Raw genomic sequence first — 15,118 nt, 5'->3', positions numbered from 1 at the left:
TCTTTTCACAAATACTCTCGCCGAAGGCATGGCCCGTTCAGGGCCATCACCCTCACCGCAGATAAGGTTCAGGATCGACGGATTCGAACCCTTTGCGCACCTCAAAATGGACATAGGCATTGTCGCCTCCCCGCAAGGACGCGATCTTTTGGCCGCGTTTTACACGGTCGCCCTTTTTGACGGTGATTTTCTCGACATTGGCGTAAACCGTCAGCAGATCGCTATTGTGTTTGACGACAACGATCGGCACCTGATCCGCGTCCGCAGTGATTGCGGCAACAGTTCCGGCGGCAGCGGCATCCACAGGACTACCGGGTGCGGCAGCAATATCAATCCCCTCATTCTTGCCTTTGTCATAGGTCCGAATAATCGTTCCGGTGACCGGCATCCCAAGGGCCGAATTGCTTTGGTTGGTGGGCGCTTCGGCGGTCACATCCGGGGCGGGTGTCGCCGGGGCAATCTCCTCATCCGGCAGCGGTTGCGTCGCACTTGGGGGCGTCGGCGTCGGCGAGCCCTGCCCCGGTTGCGTGATCGTGGTCGCTGGAACAGCAGCCGCCTGTCGAGGTGCTGGCTGGTTCTTGACCGGGATCAGCAGAAACTGCCCTTCGCGCACCGTAAAGTCCGAACCCAGCCCGTTCCATTCCGCCAACGCATCTACAGGCACGTCATACAGCCGGGCAATCGTATAGGCAGTCTCACCGCGCTTGACCTTATGTCGAATGGGCTCTGGTCCTGCCGGGGCGGGCGCAGGTGCAGGGGCTGGAGCTGCGGCTGGTTTAGCGGGCTCCAATGTCGATGTGCGCACCGACCCATCTGCCGGAGCTTCGTCAATCGCAGCGCCCGCAATTGATGCGATATCGACCGTGCTGGCCGTATTTACCTTTTGGGGCAACGCGATAACTTCACCGTCACGCAATGGATCCGTTGGTTGCAATCCATTGAAGCGGGCCAGTTCCGCCGCAGGCAAACCGATCCGTGCAGCGACATCGTTAACGGTATCGCCGCGACGTGCCACTGCCACCTGATAGTTCGGATAGGTGATCACACCATGCGCATCGGGTGCGGGCCGACTTCCCGTCGCTGCTAGCGCCGCGTCTGCTGTGGAGAACCCACCGACATTCCCACGCAGATCATAGTCAAGGGGGCCTTCGCATCCGGCCAGAAACGCCAAAGACGCCACACCTGCCGCGATTGCTGATTTGGAAACTGCTCTCATTTTACTGTCCTCAACACCTGCCCCTGTTTTCCGGGGTTCCGGCGCATATCGCAAAATATTCCTTTACGCCCCATCTTTGCCAAGCCCCTCAAGCAGGGGCACGAACCGAACGGGTAACAATTCATCATAGTCCAGGCCGGTCTCGGTGCGTCTGACCCGGATCAAGGTCTGAACCGCATCCGACTGTCCCACCGGCAATACCATGATACCGCCGATTTTGAGCTGCGCCAAGAGCGGCCCGGGCGGGTCCTCTGCGGCGGCGGTCACGATGATACGATCAAACGGCGCTTGCTCGGGCAAACCAAAGGATCCGTCCGACAGCATCGCCGTCACATTGGTCAGACCCATCTCGCGGAACAACTGCCCTGTTTCGCGCACCAGACGCTTGTGGCGTTCAACCGTGTAAACCCGGCGCGCAAGCTTCGCCAGGATCGCCGCCTGATAGCCCGAGCCTGTCCCGACCTCCAGCACGGTGTCGCGAGGGCGCACATCCAGCGCCTGCGTCATCAGTCCTACCACCGATGGCTGGCTGATCGTCTGGCCACAGGCAATCGGCAGCGGAGTGTCCTCATACGCGCGTTCGGCAAACAGACCTTTGACGAAACGGCCACGGTCGACCTGCTCCATCGCCGCCAGCACGCGGGCATCCGTTACCCCGCGCGACCGCAGAGCAAAAAGGAACTGCATGGTTGTTTGTGGATCCGGTCCGCTCATTCGATTGACTTCAGTTTCTCCAGCACGTCATGCGCCGTCAGGTCAGCGCGCATGGGCGTGACGGAAACATAGCCTTCTAGGTTAACCGCTGCATCGGTACCCGGTGCCGTGGGATTGTGTTGATACCCGCCCTTGATCCACAGGAACCGCCGCCCCGAAGGCGAGCTGTGTGGTTCCACCGAAAAGTGGGTGTCCCTGCGATAACCCTGCGGCGCGATCCGGGTGCCCAGCACCTCATCAGCTGGAACCGGAGGGAAATTCACGTTGTAGAACAAGCGGTAATCGGCTTGTTCTGATGGGGTTGCGTCGAGAATGCGGCGCACAAGATCCGCACCGAAACGGGTCGCGGTCTCGAACGGATCGTCCAGCCCCAGATTGCGCGGGCCGAAATACTGCGAAAGGGCAATCGCCGGAATGCCCTGCAAGGCCGCCTCCATCGCGCCGCCCACAGTGCCGGAATACAATGTGTTCTCAGCCGAGTTGTTGCCCCGGTTCACGCCGGACAACACTAGGTCAGGCGGTGCGTCCTTCATCACGTCATGCAGACCAGCCAGCACACAGTCCGCCGGCGAGCCTTCCGCAGCATAGCGACGCTCGCCCAGTTTGGCGACCATCATCGGGTGCGTGTAGCTGATGCAATGACCAACGCCGGATTGTTCGAACGCAGGTGCGACGACCCAGACCTCACCATCCGGGCCTGCCACATCAGCGGCAATTGCCTCCAGAGCGATGAGCCCCGGTGCATTGATCCCGTCGTCATTGGTCAGAAGAATACGCATATGCCCCATCCACCCCAGCGTTTTGACCTTGATAGACCCGCCCCCGCGTGTCGGCAAGCAAAGGGCGCATTCAATCTGAGGCTTTCGCGCACCACTTGGGCCAAAACTGTGACTTCAAACCCTATTCGGGGAAAACAAAGCACCTGTCCCGACGAACGGTCAGCCACATGACCCGCCCCGGACTAGGGACAAAAACATTCGGCACGGTGGCCCTCAGGATCGAGCCGTCATGGTCCATCCGGAACTCGACGAGGCTTTCATTGCCAAGAAATCGGGCCCGCTTAACAACACCACGCGCGGCAACGCCATCGGTGGGCGTCGGTAACGGTCCCTTGCCGTTACGGTCAAAATCCAGCCGGACGTGTTGCGGGCGAAAAACGATTTCAACATCCGTGTTATCCGGAACACCCGGCGCCAGAAACTGTCCAAAAGGGGTTTCAGCCAAAGCGCCATTCACCTTGGCCCGCAACACATTGACATCGCTAAAAAATGCCACCGCCGCCTTGTCTGCCGGTCGCGTATAAACGTTGTACGGTGCACCTTGCTGAACAATCTTGCCCCGCCGCATCAGCGCGATCTCGTCGGCCATGCGCATCGCCTCTTCCGGCTCGTGCGTGACCAACACGACAGCGGCATCCTCTTCCTTGAGGATCGCCAGCGTTTCGTCCCGAATGCCGTCTCGCAAACGGTTGTCGAGGCCCGAGAACGGCTCGTCCATCAGCATGATCCGTGGACGCGGGGCCAAAGCGCGGGCCAGTGCGACGCGTTGCTGTTCGCCGCCGGACAAATGATGCGGGAAATTGTCGACGAACCGCATCAGGTCGACCTTTCTCAGCAATTCTTCGACGCGGGAACGTTTCTCGTCCCGATGTCCTTTCAGGCCAAAGGCGACATTGTCGGCAACGCTCAGATGGGGAAACAGCGCAAAGTCCTGAAACATCAGGCCAATCTCGCGCCGTTCTGGCGGTACGCGAAACACCGTATCGCAGATCAATTTGCCATCGACATAGATCTCGCCGGACTCCTGCATCTCGACCCCGGCAATCATGCGCAACGTGGTCGACTTACCGCAGCCAGAAGGCCCCAGCAGGCACGTCACCTGCCCCGCCTGCACGGTCAGAGAGACATCATCCACGACAACGCGCCCCTCATACCGGGCGATCAGATTTCGGATTTCCAGTCGAGGAGGAGTAGCGTTTTCTGTCACCGATGGGCCCCGTTGCCTTTCCCGATCAAATCCATCGGGCTTGGGCGGGGATAACAACCCCGCCCGTCAGGCGCAAGAGATCAGCAGCACCCGCCGGTTGCAGCCTCGCCCGTGGCCTCAAACGGACTTTCGCCACCGCAGCCTTCGAAAATTCCGTAATGGGTCGAGAAATCACCGATGAACTCGAAATGCCGTTCAAAACGCGTATCTTTCAGCATCATCCATGTGTTGCCACAGACCGGAAAGACCTTGCCTGCCTCAATCGCGTGGTGATCATCCAGTTCGAACAGCTGCGGCGCGTTTGGAATGGTGCCTTTGTAGATCACGGCCTGACCGTAGTCCTCGCAAGCCGGTTCCAGTTCCGGCAGTTTGAACAACCGGTACGTGGCCGAGAGGAATTTCAAAGGTGCCACACGTTCCTCGAGCGCTGGGTTTTCGATGGTCAGCGGGCGATGGGTCACACGGCGCGGATCGCCAAACCCGGCCTTGCGCGAAATCGACAGAAAATCATTCCAATACAGCGCGCCCGAAAGGCATTCGCCATACAGAACTTCATCCTCCGCCATCGCTTGCGGAACGCGGCGGTCGGCATAGACGTCCGAGAAATACATCTCGCCGCCTTCTTTCAGCAACCGATGCGCGCCGCGCAACACAGCCTCTTTGTCGGTGGCCAGATTGATGACGCAGTTCGAGACGATGATGTCGAAGGAACCGGGTTCCAGATCAAGCTCATCCAGCTTTTCGATGTAACCGTGGTGGAATTCGACATTCGACGCGCCGTGCCCAAAGGCCTGCGCGTGATAGTCTTGGTGAGCACGCGCGACGTCCAGCTGCCCGGGCGTCATGTCTACACCGACCACGTGTCCCTTTTCGCCCACCATCGCAGACAGGGCGTAGACGTCTCGGCCAGCCCCGCAACCAAGATCCAGAATGCGCATCCCTTCAAGGTCCAGCGGTGCGATCAAGCCGCAGCCGTAGTAACGCGTTAGAACCTCATCGTGGACTTTCGACAGGATCTTTTTGAGGTGATCGGGCATGTCATCAGGTGTGCAACACGCGTTTGTCTGCAAGTCGTCACTGCCCTGCAGAACCTCGCCATAATAATTCTGCACTGCCTCATGCTTCATAGCGGCTTTCCTTTTTCCCGGTGGCTGCAAAGCAGCTAATGCAGAGCTACGCCCGGCGCAATCCGGACGCCCTCATTCTGACGAAAGCGTGAGAAAATGTTGGCGTTAGGCCAACAAATCGAAATCAAAACCTGCGCGCACTTTACCGTTCACCTGAATCTCAAGCCGGTGCGCTCCGGGAACCAGTTTGAACGTGGTCGCGTCACCCTTGAGTTTGTGCTTTTTGCTTAAGGATAGAGTTCCGTCTTTCAACTCGGACTGTTTCAGCTTGTGAACTTTGGGCGAAGTTTTTCCACCAGGTCGTTGAAAGTGAACAATATAGTCGACAAGAACCGGCAGATCCCCTGATCCGTTCAACGTAACGTCGAATTCAAGCGCACCGCCAATCTGAGCCTCGCCGTTGATCTTCACATCCACTGCAATCTCGGCATCCGGATCAAAGCACAGCATCTTCATTGCTCGCGGGTTACCTGCCTTCACAAGACCCCGCAGTGTATGCGATGTCATCCAATCCAGTTCGGCCTGATCCTGCTGCGCCGAGAGTGCCCAGCTCTGTAACCGGTCCAGCACCAGATCCGGGTTCTTTTTGGTAATGTCATTCAGATGGTTTGCCACCGACCGCGTGACGTACCGCGTGCCATCTGAATGCAGCCGGTCCAGCAGTGGCAACGGGTAAGTCAGGTCCAGCCCAACCGCCTGCCCCCAAGGCAAGCGCGGGCGTGTCCCCTCGCTGACCAGTCGGCGCACGTGATAGCTGTCATGCGCACACCAATCTTGCATCCGCGCCATGACCTGTTCGGGATAGGCGTTCAAGAATGGACGGATAGCCCATTCCATCGAAAACCGCTGAGTCAGTTCTGCCAGCACGTCCAGAGACTGATCCGGATGGTCCATCCCAACAGACACGACCCAATCCCCCAGTGGCGCAAAGATGAAATCACCGAAATCATCATCCGTCTTGTTGGGGTCCAGTGGAGGAGGCAGCGCGCGCAACAAGATCGGGGCGATAGCCGGTAAATCTCCGGGTACTGCGCTTTGCAGACATTTGGCGATCCACGCCATACGCTCTTTCAATTCCAGATCCAGCAGGCGCGACATGACCTGCGCCTGGAATGCATCCGCGTCAAAGGCCGGGTCTGCGCCAGCAAAGAGACCGGCCAGATAGCGGGTCTTTTCTGCGTTAAACAGCTGGTCTTTCAGTGAAAAATTCTGAGCCATCTCTATATCGTCAGGTTTGTGGCGCCGCCATCCAGCAGAATGTTCTGACCAACGATGAACCCGGCATGTTGCGAGCACAAGAACGCACAAGCAGCACCAAACTCGTCCCGCGTTCCATACCGGCGCGCAGGGATAGTTGCCGCACGCGCTGCACGGGCCTCGTCAATCGAAATCCCTTTTTGCGCCGCCACGCCGCCATCCAGCGAGTTCGCGCGGTCTGTGGCGTGGATACCCGGCAGCAGGTTGTTGATCGTGACACCTTTCGGCGCGACCTGGCGCGCTGTTCCGGCAACGTAACCGGTCAGTCCGGTGCGAGCCGCATTCGACAACCCCAGCGCCGGAATCGGCGCGCGCACCGATTGCGAAGTGATGTTGACCACCCGGCCCCAGCCCTTGTCCATCATGCCAGGCAGAAGTGCCTTCATGAACGCAATCGGCGTCAGCATGTTGGAATCCAGCGCCTTGATAAAATCGTCACGATCCCAGTCCGACCACAACCCCGGAGGCGGTCCACCCGCGTTTGTCACAAGGATATCAACGCCCTGTGCCGCTTCGATCACCTGCGCCTGCCCCTCGGAGGACGTCACATCGCAAGCTACTGTCCGGACCTGCACGCCATGTTCCGCGCGAATACGTTCAGCCGACACTTCCAAGGCTTCAGAACCGCGTGCGTTCATCACCAAATCAACACCAGCGGAGGCCAAAGCTTCGGCGCATCCCAGTCCCAGTCCTTTGCTGCTGGCACATACCAGCGCGCGTTTTCCTTTGATTCCCAGATCCATCTGATCCTCCCTGTCTTTGCCGGACATCTAGCACCAGCCTTTCAGGGAAGACCAGCAATCGATCCGGGGTCAGTAGAAGAACTCTTCGCGCACAATCTTGCCATCCGCGACGTGGTAGATGGCGACTTCGCGCATATCAAAGCTGTCACCGCTTTCCTTGACGGTGCCCTTCACTTCGAAGATCACGGCAAAGCGGTCGTCGCCATGGACAAACGGATCGCTCACCGAAGCGTGGGTCACATCATGTGCACCTTCCCACCACTCCTGCTTCGCCCGGATCGCGTCAAGCCCATTGGCTTCGCGGCCCATGCCCGAGTAATCCACCGATTCAACAGAAACGGCATCGTCTGAATACAGTTTATCCAAATTCTCTTTGTTTCGACCCTCGCGACATCCGGCGACCAGTTCGTCTGCGATTTCTTTAAAATTCATCACTCCTCTCCACTATTTGTTCACTATATGTTCTCATTGCCACATCCACGCGATTCTGAACAGCCCCTTTGTCTTGCCTCGGCAGGATTCCCCGCATATACGCGCGTTCATGCTTGATACCGCCTCGAACCAACCCGTTTTGCCGCCCGAGATCGCCCGGCGCCGGACATTTGCCATCATCTCACACCCGGATGCGGGCAAGACGACGCTGACTGAAAAGTTCCTGTTGTATGGGGGCGCGATTCAGATGGCCGGTCAGGTGCGCGCCAAGGGTGAGGCGCGTCGGACGCGTTCGGACTTCATGCAGATGGAGAAGGATCGCGGTATCTCGGTCTCGGCATCAGCCATGTCTTTCGACTATGACAACTTCCGGTTCAATCTGGTGGATACACCCGGTCACTCGGACTTTTCCGAGGATACCTATCGCACGTTGACCGCCGTGGACGCTGCCGTCATGGTGATCGACGGCGCGAAAGGTGTGGAAAGCCAGACACAGAAGCTGTTCGAGGTCTGCCGCCTGCGTGACCTGCCGATCCTGACCTTCTGTAACAAGATGGACCGCGAAAGCCGCGATACGTTTGAGATCATTGACGAAATTCAGGAGATGCTGGCCATCGACGTCACGCCCGCCGCGTGGCCCATCGGCGTTGGTCGGGACTTCATCGGCTGCTACGACATGCTGCGCGACCGGTTGGAGCTGATGGACCGCGCCGACCGCAACAAAGTGGCCGAAAGCATTCAGATCAACGGTCTGGACGACCCCAAGCTGGCCGAGCATGTGCCCGAGCATCTGCTGGACAAGCTGTTGGAAGAAGTCGAGATGGCCCGCGAATTGCTGCCTGCGCTCGACCCACAGGCGGTGCTTGAAGGTCATATGACCCCGATCTGGTTCGGCTCAGCTATTAATTCATTCGGCGTAAAGGAACTGATGGAGGGCATCGGTGCCTACGGGCCTCAGCCACAGGTTCAATCTGCCGAACCCCGGCAGATCGCGCCGAATGAAAAGAAGGTCGCAGGTTTTGTGTTCAAGGTGCAGGCCAACATGGACCCCAAGCACCGTGACCGTGTGGCCTTTGTGCGCATGGCTTCGGGCCATTTCAAGCGCGGCATGAAGCTGACCCATGTGCGGTCGAAGAAACCAATGGCGATTTCGAACCCTGTGCTGTTTCTGGCCTCTGACCGGGAACTGGCCGAAGAGGCCTGGGCCGGCGACATTATCGGCATCCCCAACCACGGCCAGCTGCGCATCGGTGACACGTTGACCGAAGGCGAAGCGCTGCGCGTGACCGGCATCCCCTCGTTCGCGCCTGAGCTGCTTCAAGGTGTCCGAGCGGGCGATCCGATGAAAGCCAAGCATCTGGAAAAAGCCCTGATGCAGTTTGCCGAAGAAGGTGCTGCCAAGGTGTTCAAGCCTTCGATCGGTTCCGGCTTTATTGTTGGCGTCGTTGGCGCGCTACAGTTCGAAGTTCTGGCCAGCCGTATCGAGATGGAATACGGCCTGCCCGTTCGCTTCGAGGCGTCTCAATTCACCAGCGCGCGCTGGGTCAGCGGTGAAAAGGCCGAGGTCGACAAGTTCGTCAACGCCAACAAGCAGCACATCGCCCATGACCACGACGGCGACATCGTCTATCTGACGCGTCTGCAGTGGGACATCGACAGGGTGGTACGCGACTACCCAGAGCTGAACCTGACCGCCACAAAAGAGATGATGGTGTGATTCAAATGGCCGATTGCACAGGCGGCAAAGCCTGTGCAAACTTGCGCACATGAGCGACGAACCTCTGATGTCTCCGGGCCGTATGCAGGGCACTGTGCGCGGAAACCGAAACCTGAGAAAACTATTTGAATTCAGCGTCGAATCGCCAGACGCTCATCCTTGCAATTCCCCTGATCACAGCGTCCTTTGGCAGGTTCCGGCATGACCACCTGGGGGATCGTGTCCATGGTCCGCGGGTCGACCGAGGACATCCTTAAGTTCGCAGCCCATCACCTCGATCTGGGCGCCGACTACTTGTACATCTACATGGACGAGCCCAACCCGGAAGCTCACAGAGTGCTTCGCAAGCACCCGAAAATCCGTTCGCGAATCTGCGATGACGCGTTCTGGGAGAAACGCAAACGAGATCGGCCGGAAAGGCATCAGGTACGCCAGACACTGCATGCGACATTTGCCTATCGCAACACCGATCTGGACTGGCTGGCCCATATCGATGTGGACGAGTTCCTGTGGTCCTCAAAACCCGTCCGGGAACAGTTGCAATCGGTCCCCTCCAACACCCCTGCCGTCCGCGTCCGGCCCATGGAAGTGATGGCGGGCGACGAGAATTTGTACAAGGCACACATCCCCAGCGGCCCGGACCGTTCGGCGATGGTGCAGTCTATCTATCCCAACTACGGCAGCTTTGTTCTTGGCGGGTTTCTCAGCCATGTTCAGGGCAAGTTGTTTGTCCGTACAGGGATGGAAAAACTGAACTTTCGCATCCACAACCTGTTTCATAACAAAGAGCTTTTGCCCTGCAAATTTGAACTGCCCGGACTGGAGTTGTGCCACCGCCATGCAGTGGACTGGGACCATTGGGTCGCCCACTATCCATTCCGGATGGAGCGCGGCTCTTACCAACCCGGTATGTCGCCCAATGTCCCCCGCGAGCTTGGCGGTCTGAACAAAAATGAGCTGTTCAACTGGATCGAAACGGAACAGGGTATGGACGGCCTGCGCGCTTTTTTCGAGGAAATCAGCGGTGCCGACCCCGACGTGCGGGCACGGCTGAAAGAGTATGGGCTGATCCGGCACAGGCCGCTGGATCTGGATGCGAAGATTGCGAAACACTTTCCCGGAAGCTGCTGAATTGTTGCGAAAAATCTGCAGCGGGCGATGGTGACATCAGGTTAAGGGGTCTTCATTTGACCCTGCCCCACGATTTTGTTATGTCCGCGCAAAGCCGAAATGTGCCTGACAGCGCATGGCCATCCGGGCCCGGCATACCTTTGACGCGCGGGCCAGGTCTAGTGTCCGCATGAACCGGACATACATGACAAAATTTAACGAACTGAACCTGAACCCGAAGGTCCTCAAAGCCATTGAGGAAGCCGGATACGAAACGCCCACTCCGATTCAGGAGGGCGCCATCCCCCCCGCGCTTGAAGGGCGCGACGTGCTTGGGATTGCGCAGACCGGCACTGGCAAGACTGCCAGCTTCACCCTGCCTATGATCACCCTGTTGGCCCGTGGCCGCGCACGCGCACGGATGCCGCGTTCGCTGGTGCTGTGTCCGACGCGGGAATTGGCTGCTCAGGTGGCCGAGAACTTCGATACTTACTCCAAACACTTGAAACTGACCAAAGCGCTGTTGATCGGCGGCGTCAGCTTCAAGGAACAAGAGGCCCTGATCGATCGCGGGGTTGACGTTCTGATCGCGACGCCCGGCCGCCTGTTGGACCATTTCGAGCGCGGCAAGCTGTTGTTGACCGGCGTACAGATCATGGTTGTGGACGAAGCCGACCGGATGCTGGATATGGGCTTTATCCCGGATATCGAACGCATCTTCTCGCTGACGCCGTTCACCCGTCAGACCCTGTTCTTCTCGGCCACCATGGCGTCGGAGATTGAGCGGATCACGGACACTTTCCTGTCCGCCCCCGCGCGGATCGAGGTCGCCCGCCAGGCCACCGCGTCCGAGACCATCGAACAGGGCGTCGTGATGTTCAAAGGCGGTCGCCGCGACCGTGAAGCCAGCGCCAAGCGCAAGACCCTGCGCGCGCTGATCGACTCAGAAGGCGAAGAGTGCACCAACGCGATCATCTTCTGCAACCGCAAGACGGATGTGGATATCTGCGCGAAATCACTGAAGAAATACGGCTATAACGCCGCAGCGATCCACGGTGATCTGGATCAGTCGCAACGGATGAAGACGCTGGACGGATTCCGCGATGGCTCACTTCGCCTGCTCGTGGCGTCTGATGTGGCCGCTCGTGGGTTGGATATCCCCTCGGTGAGCCATGTGTTCAACTTCGACGTCCCCGGCCACGCCGAAGATTATGTGCACCGCATTGGCCGTACGGGCCGCGCCGGACGTGAAGGCAAAGCCATCACCATCTGCTCAAAGCGCGATGAAAAGGCGTTGGACGCGATCGAAAAGCTGATCCAGAAGGAAATTCCGCGGATCGACAATCCGATCAAGGAAGAGCCTAAGGACGAAGCACCGAGGCCCGAAAAGAAAACCAAATCTTCAGAAGGCAGGAAGAGCGAAGCCAAAAAAGGCGACCGCAAAAGGGACAAAGATTCCAAAGGTCGCGGTCGCCGCGATGATGGCGGTCAGGCGGTTGTGGGCATGGGGGATCACCTGCCCAGCTTCATCGCTCTTAGCTTTGATGAGCGCCGGGCGGGCTAAATCGCCAATACCAGCGCCAGTATTGAGGCACCAAGCAACGTCATCCCGGCGATCTCGCGCCGGGTGATGCTTTCCCTGAAAAACAGGATCGAAGCAAACAGGCTGAGGATCAACTCAACCTGCCCTAGTGCTTTAACATAGGCGGCGTTCTGCAACGTAAAGGCAAGGAACCAGCAAAACGAACCGCACAGGCTGGTCAGGCCAACAAAAACACCGGTCTTGCGCGTATCCCACACCGCCCGCAGTTCTGTCCTGTCGCGCCACAGCAGCCACAGACCCATGCTGAGGAACTGGAAAGAGACCACGACGGCCAGCGTGATTAATGCGCGGAACCATGCGTCGATGTCGCCCAATTCCAACGAAGCTCCGCGATAGCTGACAGATGAAAAGGCGAAAAGTACCCCCGAACCCAATCCCAAGCGCGATGCGCGGTTGGTCAAGTGCTTCCACCACACCCCGTCCCCGCCGGGGTTTTTCGATAGCAGCAGCACTGCCACCAAGCCCAGAAAGATCGCGACCAATGCACCGGCGGACACCTGATCACCCAACACCAAAAAGCCGACGATGGCCGTTTGGATAACCTCGGTCTTTTTAAAGGTGATACCGACTGCGAAGTTGCGCTGTTTGAACAAGGCAACCACGCAGATGGTTGCGAGAATTTGAGACGTCCCACCAATGGCCGCGAACAGCCAGAACCGCCCGGTTAGTGATGGCACGCTGAAGCCGGTGACCTGAAGCGCCACGATCAGGCCCAAAACAGCCAGCGGCATCGAATAGGCAAAACGGGCAAAAGTCGCCCCAGCCGCAGAAAGCTTCACAGTGCTCAGCGATTTCTGCAGCATGAACCGTACGGTTTGAAACGCCGCAGCAGCGATGGTGACGGGAATCCATAAACTCATGGATTCCCTTGTGTCTTCAAATCACCCCTTTGGCCAGAGTGGATGCTGAACCGGGTCCTTGGCGCGCCAGAAATAGGACCGAAAGATCTCACCGTATGAGCGATAGACATAGGCTTCGTTGCTGGCCAGATAGCGGTCTTTGCCTGCACGATAAAGCGCAGGCAGCCGGTACCATGGCGCCCCCGGATTCATGTGATGAACAACGTGTAGATTGTTGTTTAAAAACAGAAATGCCAGCAGGCCACGATCTTCGACAATAACCGTTCGTGCTCTTGATTCTTCGTGCGCGCGGTGCTCAAGGAAGGTACGGATCTTAACCAGCCCCAACCCGATATAGGCCGACAGAACAAAGGCCCAGATCGGCATCGGGGACTGAGCGACAACCCACAGAACTGCGACCACCCCTGGGAGATGCAGCGCCCATGCCAGTAGAATGTCACGATCCCCACGCAGTGCGCCGCGAAGTTCATCCCGGAAGAACGTGTATTGCCCAATCGCCGGTCCAAGAACAATTCGCCCGAATAGCGTGTTGTTCGCCGATAGCAGCCATTTCTGCCAACCGCGCAGAGTGTTCCAGACCTTCGGATCAAGATAGTTCGACTCGGGGTCGTCATACGGGTCAGTCAGGGTTGAATCCCGATGGTGCGCCAGATGCAGGTCCCGAAACCTGTTGTACGGAATGAACAAGGTCAGCGGCAGTGCCATCAGCGCTTCGTTCACCCAACGTATGCGAAATGGATGTCCATGCAGCGCCTCATGCGTCAGTGATGAGTGCAGCGCTGCGACCAGCCCCATTGCCGGAATGGCCAGCCAGACCGGCAGCGCAAAGATCACCGCCAGCCATGCCGCATAGCAGGCCAGAATCAGGGCAAAGGTGCCCCACTCGGGTCCCGGCCGCTCAGACATTGCGACCCCAGGAGATTCCGGCCCAAACGCGCTCGTAAATTACATAGAGCGTCAAGCCGATTGCCGTGTTCACAACGGCCAGTGTCCCACCAACTGTGGCTGAGCCTGTAGCAACTAGCCCAACCAGAGTCATCATGACCAGGCCCATCGCATTCCACACCACTGCTTTCACGACAGATCTTCGTCGCGTTTCCATTCCGTCACCCATATTGTTGTTATATTTTAAGAATTACGTATCTGGACCGGGGTTGAAAATTCTGAATATGATTAACAAAACTCATCAGTTGTGATATTTTTCATCACATGACGGATAAAATAGACAAACGAGACCGCGCTGCGCAATTCAGACTACGTCTTGCCCGCGCCATGGAAGAGCGACAGGTCAGCCAAAGCGCATTGGCGAGAAATATTGGCGTTGACCGCTCGACTGTGTCACAGCTTTTGACCGGTGAAGGTGCGCGGCTTCCGAACGCGCATGTGGTGGGCAGCTGTGCCTCGGCGCTGGGGGTTTCTGCGGATTGGCTGCTCAGCCTGTCTGACCGACCTGAAAGCGCAGCCGAGTTGCTGGCAAGTTCCCTGAGCATGACCAAGGCCCCGCGCGCGCTGGTTGATGAGCGTATTTTCGAATGGCACAAAGAAGCTGCGGGCTACAAAGTCCGGTATGTTCCGGCGACTTTGCCAGACATGTTGAAATCCCGTGCCGTGCTGGAATGGGAATATGCCCCACATCTGGGCCGAACGGCCGATCAGGCCATTGGGGCCTCGGCGGATCGCCTGACTTGGATGCGCAGCGCGCAATCCGACTATGAAATCGCGATGCCGCTGTTTGAGGTCGACAGCTTCGCCCGCGCGACTGGCTATTACGAAGGTCTATGCCCGAAAATCCGTTTGGACCAAATCGATCACCTGCTTGAGGTATGCGAACAGCTTTACCCCCGTCTGCGCATCTATCTTTTCGATGCCAAACGCCTGTATTCCGCACCGGTCACGATTTTCGGGCCTCTGCTGTGTGTGTTTTATGCGGGCAGCCACTATATGGCGTTTCGCGACCGCGACCGAATCGAAACTTTTACCCGTCATTTCGACACATTGGTGCGCGAAGCAGATGTGACGGCGCGGGACTTTCCCGAGCACCTTCGACAATTGCAAGCGGCAATCCCCGCCTGATAGCGATCCCATGATGCGCGCGCCACCAAGGTGTGATATCGTCACTTGGCGCGAACTTTCGGGCATTCCGATTACAGACGGAGGACCACAGGAATGGACGCATTAAAAACCGCTCAATATGCTCGGGCGCTTTATTCGGCCCACGGCGATCAGGCCGAGGCGGAAGCTGCACAGAAAATGCGCGAGTGTGAAGCCGCCGGGAACATACAACAGGCCCGGGATTGGCAGGCAGTCCGCCAATCCATCCGCCAGATCCGCGGGCCCAATCAGGGCTGAAAGC

Annotated in this window: 16 protein-coding genes; 5 read left to right on the top strand and 11 right to left on the bottom strand. The window is 58.1% G+C overall.

The window, feature by feature from the left end:
* Positions 1-52 precede the first annotated feature (52 nt).
* The 8 genes from MHN28_RS00260 to MHN28_RS00225 all read right to left on the bottom strand — a co-directional run bounded on the left by MHN28_RS00260 (position 53) and on the right by MHN28_RS00225 (position 7,475).
* Complete coding sequence (locus tag MHN28_RS00260) at positions 53-1,216, bottom strand: LysM peptidoglycan-binding domain-containing M23 family metallopeptidase (protein ID WP_239334803.1); 1,164 nt, start codon at positions 1,214-1,216, stop codon at positions 53-55.
* 63 nt (positions 1,217-1,279) lie between these two features.
* Entirely contained in the window at positions 1,280-1,930 is a 651-nt protein-coding gene (locus MHN28_RS00255) for a protein-L-isoaspartate(D-aspartate) O-methyltransferase (RefSeq protein ID WP_239334801.1), read from the bottom strand.
* On the bottom strand, positions 1,927-2,709 hold the full coding sequence (surE, locus tag MHN28_RS00250; RefSeq protein WP_239334799.1) for a 5'/3'-nucleotidase SurE: 783 nt from the start codon (positions 2,707-2,709) through the stop codon (positions 1,927-1,929). The genes MHN28_RS00255 and surE overlap by 4 nt, the downstream gene beginning before the upstream one ends.
* A gap of 121 nt (positions 2,710-2,830) precedes the next feature.
* Positions 2,831-3,916 (bottom strand): ABC transporter ATP-binding protein, encoded by a 1,086-nt coding sequence (locus tag MHN28_RS00245; RefSeq protein WP_239334797.1) that lies wholly within the window; start codon positions 3,914-3,916, stop codon positions 2,831-2,833.
* Positions 3,917-3,996: 80 nt separating this feature from the next.
* The gene (locus MHN28_RS00240) at positions 3,997-5,043 is read right to left on the bottom strand and encodes a methyltransferase domain-containing protein (RefSeq protein ID WP_239334795.1); all 1,047 of its coding nucleotides are present in this window, start codon (positions 5,041-5,043) and stop codon (positions 3,997-3,999) included.
* Between the two features lie 105 nt (positions 5,044-5,148).
* Positions 5,149-6,261, bottom strand: coding sequence for a hypothetical protein (locus MHN28_RS00235; protein WP_239334794.1), 1,113 nt, complete (start codon positions 6,259-6,261; stop codon positions 5,149-5,151).
* Between the two features lie 2 nt (positions 6,262-6,263).
* Positions 6,264-7,043, bottom strand: a complete 780-nt coding sequence (locus MHN28_RS00230; RefSeq protein ID WP_239334792.1) for an SDR family oxidoreductase — start codon at positions 7,041-7,043, stop codon at positions 6,264-6,266.
* Positions 7,044-7,112: 69 nt separating this feature from the next.
* Positions 7,113-7,475, bottom strand: a complete 363-nt coding sequence (locus MHN28_RS00225; RefSeq protein ID WP_239334790.1) for a nuclear transport factor 2 family protein — start codon at positions 7,473-7,475, stop codon at positions 7,113-7,115.
* 109 nt (positions 7,476-7,584) lie between these two features.
* Between MHN28_RS00225 and MHN28_RS00220 the strand changes: the two genes are divergently transcribed.
* The 3 genes from MHN28_RS00220 (at position 7,585) to MHN28_RS00210 (ending at position 11,866) form a co-directional block, all read left to right on the top strand.
* Positions 7,585-9,192: a peptide chain release factor 3 gene (locus tag MHN28_RS00220; protein ID WP_239334788.1), complete on the top strand. Its 1,608-nt coding sequence runs from the start codon at positions 7,585-7,587 to the stop codon at positions 9,190-9,192.
* Positions 9,193-9,393: 201 nt separating this feature from the next.
* Positions 9,394-10,323, top strand: a complete 930-nt coding sequence (locus MHN28_RS00215; protein WP_239334786.1) for a glycosyltransferase family 2 protein — start codon at positions 9,394-9,396, stop codon at positions 10,321-10,323.
* Between the two features lie 184 nt (positions 10,324-10,507).
* Positions 10,508-11,866, top strand: a complete 1,359-nt coding sequence (locus MHN28_RS00210; protein ID WP_239334784.1) for a DEAD/DEAH box helicase — start codon at positions 10,508-10,510, stop codon at positions 11,864-11,866.
* On the opposite strand, the gene MHN28_RS00205 is transcribed toward MHN28_RS00210, so the two are convergent.
* From MHN28_RS00205 to MHN28_RS00195, 3 genes are read right to left on the bottom strand one after another with little or no spacing between them, the layout of a single operon-like run.
* Complete coding sequence (locus tag MHN28_RS00205) at positions 11,863-12,765, bottom strand: DMT family transporter (protein WP_239334782.1); 903 nt, start codon at positions 12,763-12,765, stop codon at positions 11,863-11,865. The genes MHN28_RS00210 and MHN28_RS00205 overlap by 4 nt on opposite strands.
* A gap of 21 nt (positions 12,766-12,786) precedes the next feature.
* Entirely contained in the window at positions 12,787-13,671 is an 885-nt protein-coding gene (locus MHN28_RS00200; RefSeq protein ID WP_239334780.1) for a fatty acid desaturase, read from the bottom strand.
* Positions 13,664-13,867 (bottom strand): DUF2061 domain-containing protein, encoded by a 204-nt coding sequence (locus MHN28_RS00195; protein ID WP_239334778.1) that lies wholly within the window; start codon positions 13,865-13,867, stop codon positions 13,664-13,666. The genes MHN28_RS00200 and MHN28_RS00195 overlap by 8 nt, the downstream gene beginning before the upstream one ends.
* A 107-nt stretch (positions 13,868-13,974) precedes the next feature.
* On the opposite strand from MHN28_RS00195, the gene MHN28_RS00190 reads away from it, so the two are divergent.
* Together MHN28_RS00190 and MHN28_RS00185 are read left to right on the top strand one after the other, a co-directional pair.
* Entirely contained in the window at positions 13,975-14,838 is an 864-nt protein-coding gene (locus tag MHN28_RS00190) for a helix-turn-helix domain-containing protein (protein WP_239334776.1), read from the top strand.
* Between the two features lie 93 nt (positions 14,839-14,931).
* The gene (locus MHN28_RS00185) at positions 14,932-15,114 is read left to right on the top strand and encodes a hypothetical protein (protein WP_239334774.1); all 183 of its coding nucleotides are present in this window, start codon (positions 14,932-14,934) and stop codon (positions 15,112-15,114) included.
* The last annotated feature ends 4 nt before the right edge of the window (positions 15,115-15,118 follow it).

The organism is Ruegeria sp. Ofav3-42 (genome assembly GCF_022347725.1).
Taxonomy (GTDB): domain Bacteria; phylum Pseudomonadota; class Alphaproteobacteria; order Rhodobacterales; family Rhodobacteraceae; genus Ruegeria.
This window is presented reverse-complemented; position numbering and strand designations above follow the sequence as displayed.

Bases quoted from the DNA above. Each gene is read 5' to 3' on its own strand.
- MHN28_RS00260 (WP_239334803.1), bottom strand. From the start codon at position 1,216: ATGAGAGCAGTTTCCAAATCAGCAATCGCGGCAGGTGTGGCGTCTTTG.
- MHN28_RS00255 (WP_239334801.1), bottom strand. From the start codon at position 1,930: ATGAGCGGACCGGATCCACAAACAACCATGCAGTTCCTTTTTGCTCTG.
- surE (WP_239334799.1), bottom strand. From the start codon at position 2,709: ATGCGTATTCTTCTGACCAATGACGACGGGATCAATGCACCGGGGCTC.
- MHN28_RS00240 (WP_239334795.1), bottom strand. From the start codon at position 5,043: ATGAAGCATGAGGCAGTGCAGAATTATTATGGCGAGGTTCTGCAGGGC.
- MHN28_RS00235 (WP_239334794.1), bottom strand. From the start codon at position 6,261: ATGGCTCAGAATTTTTCACTGAAAGACCAGCTGTTTAACGCAGAAAAG.
- MHN28_RS00230 (WP_239334792.1), bottom strand. From the start codon at position 7,043: ATGGATCTGGGAATCAAAGGAAAACGCGCGCTGGTATGTGCCAGCAGC.
- MHN28_RS00225 (WP_239334790.1), bottom strand. From the start codon at position 7,475: ATGAATTTTAAAGAAATCGCAGACGAACTGGTCGCCGGATGTCGCGAG.
- MHN28_RS00220 (WP_239334788.1), top strand. From the start codon at position 7,585: ATGCTTGATACCGCCTCGAACCAACCCGTTTTGCCGCCCGAGATCGCC.
- MHN28_RS00215 (WP_239334786.1), top strand. From the start codon at position 9,394: ATGACCACCTGGGGGATCGTGTCCATGGTCCGCGGGTCGACCGAGGAC.
- MHN28_RS00210 (WP_239334784.1), top strand. From the start codon at position 10,508: ATGACAAAATTTAACGAACTGAACCTGAACCCGAAGGTCCTCAAAGCC.
- MHN28_RS00205 (WP_239334782.1), bottom strand. From the start codon at position 12,765: ATGAGTTTATGGATTCCCGTCACCATCGCTGCTGCGGCGTTTCAAACC.
- MHN28_RS00200 (WP_239334780.1), bottom strand. From the start codon at position 13,671: ATGTCTGAGCGGCCGGGACCCGAGTGGGGCACCTTTGCCCTGATTCTG.
- MHN28_RS00195 (WP_239334778.1), bottom strand. From the start codon at position 13,867: ATGGAAACGCGACGAAGATCTGTCGTGAAAGCAGTGGTGTGGAATGCG.
- MHN28_RS00190 (WP_239334776.1), top strand. From the start codon at position 13,975: ATGACGGATAAAATAGACAAACGAGACCGCGCTGCGCAATTCAGACTA.
- MHN28_RS00185 (WP_239334774.1), top strand. From the start codon at position 14,932: ATGGACGCATTAAAAACCGCTCAATATGCTCGGGCGCTTTATTCGGCC.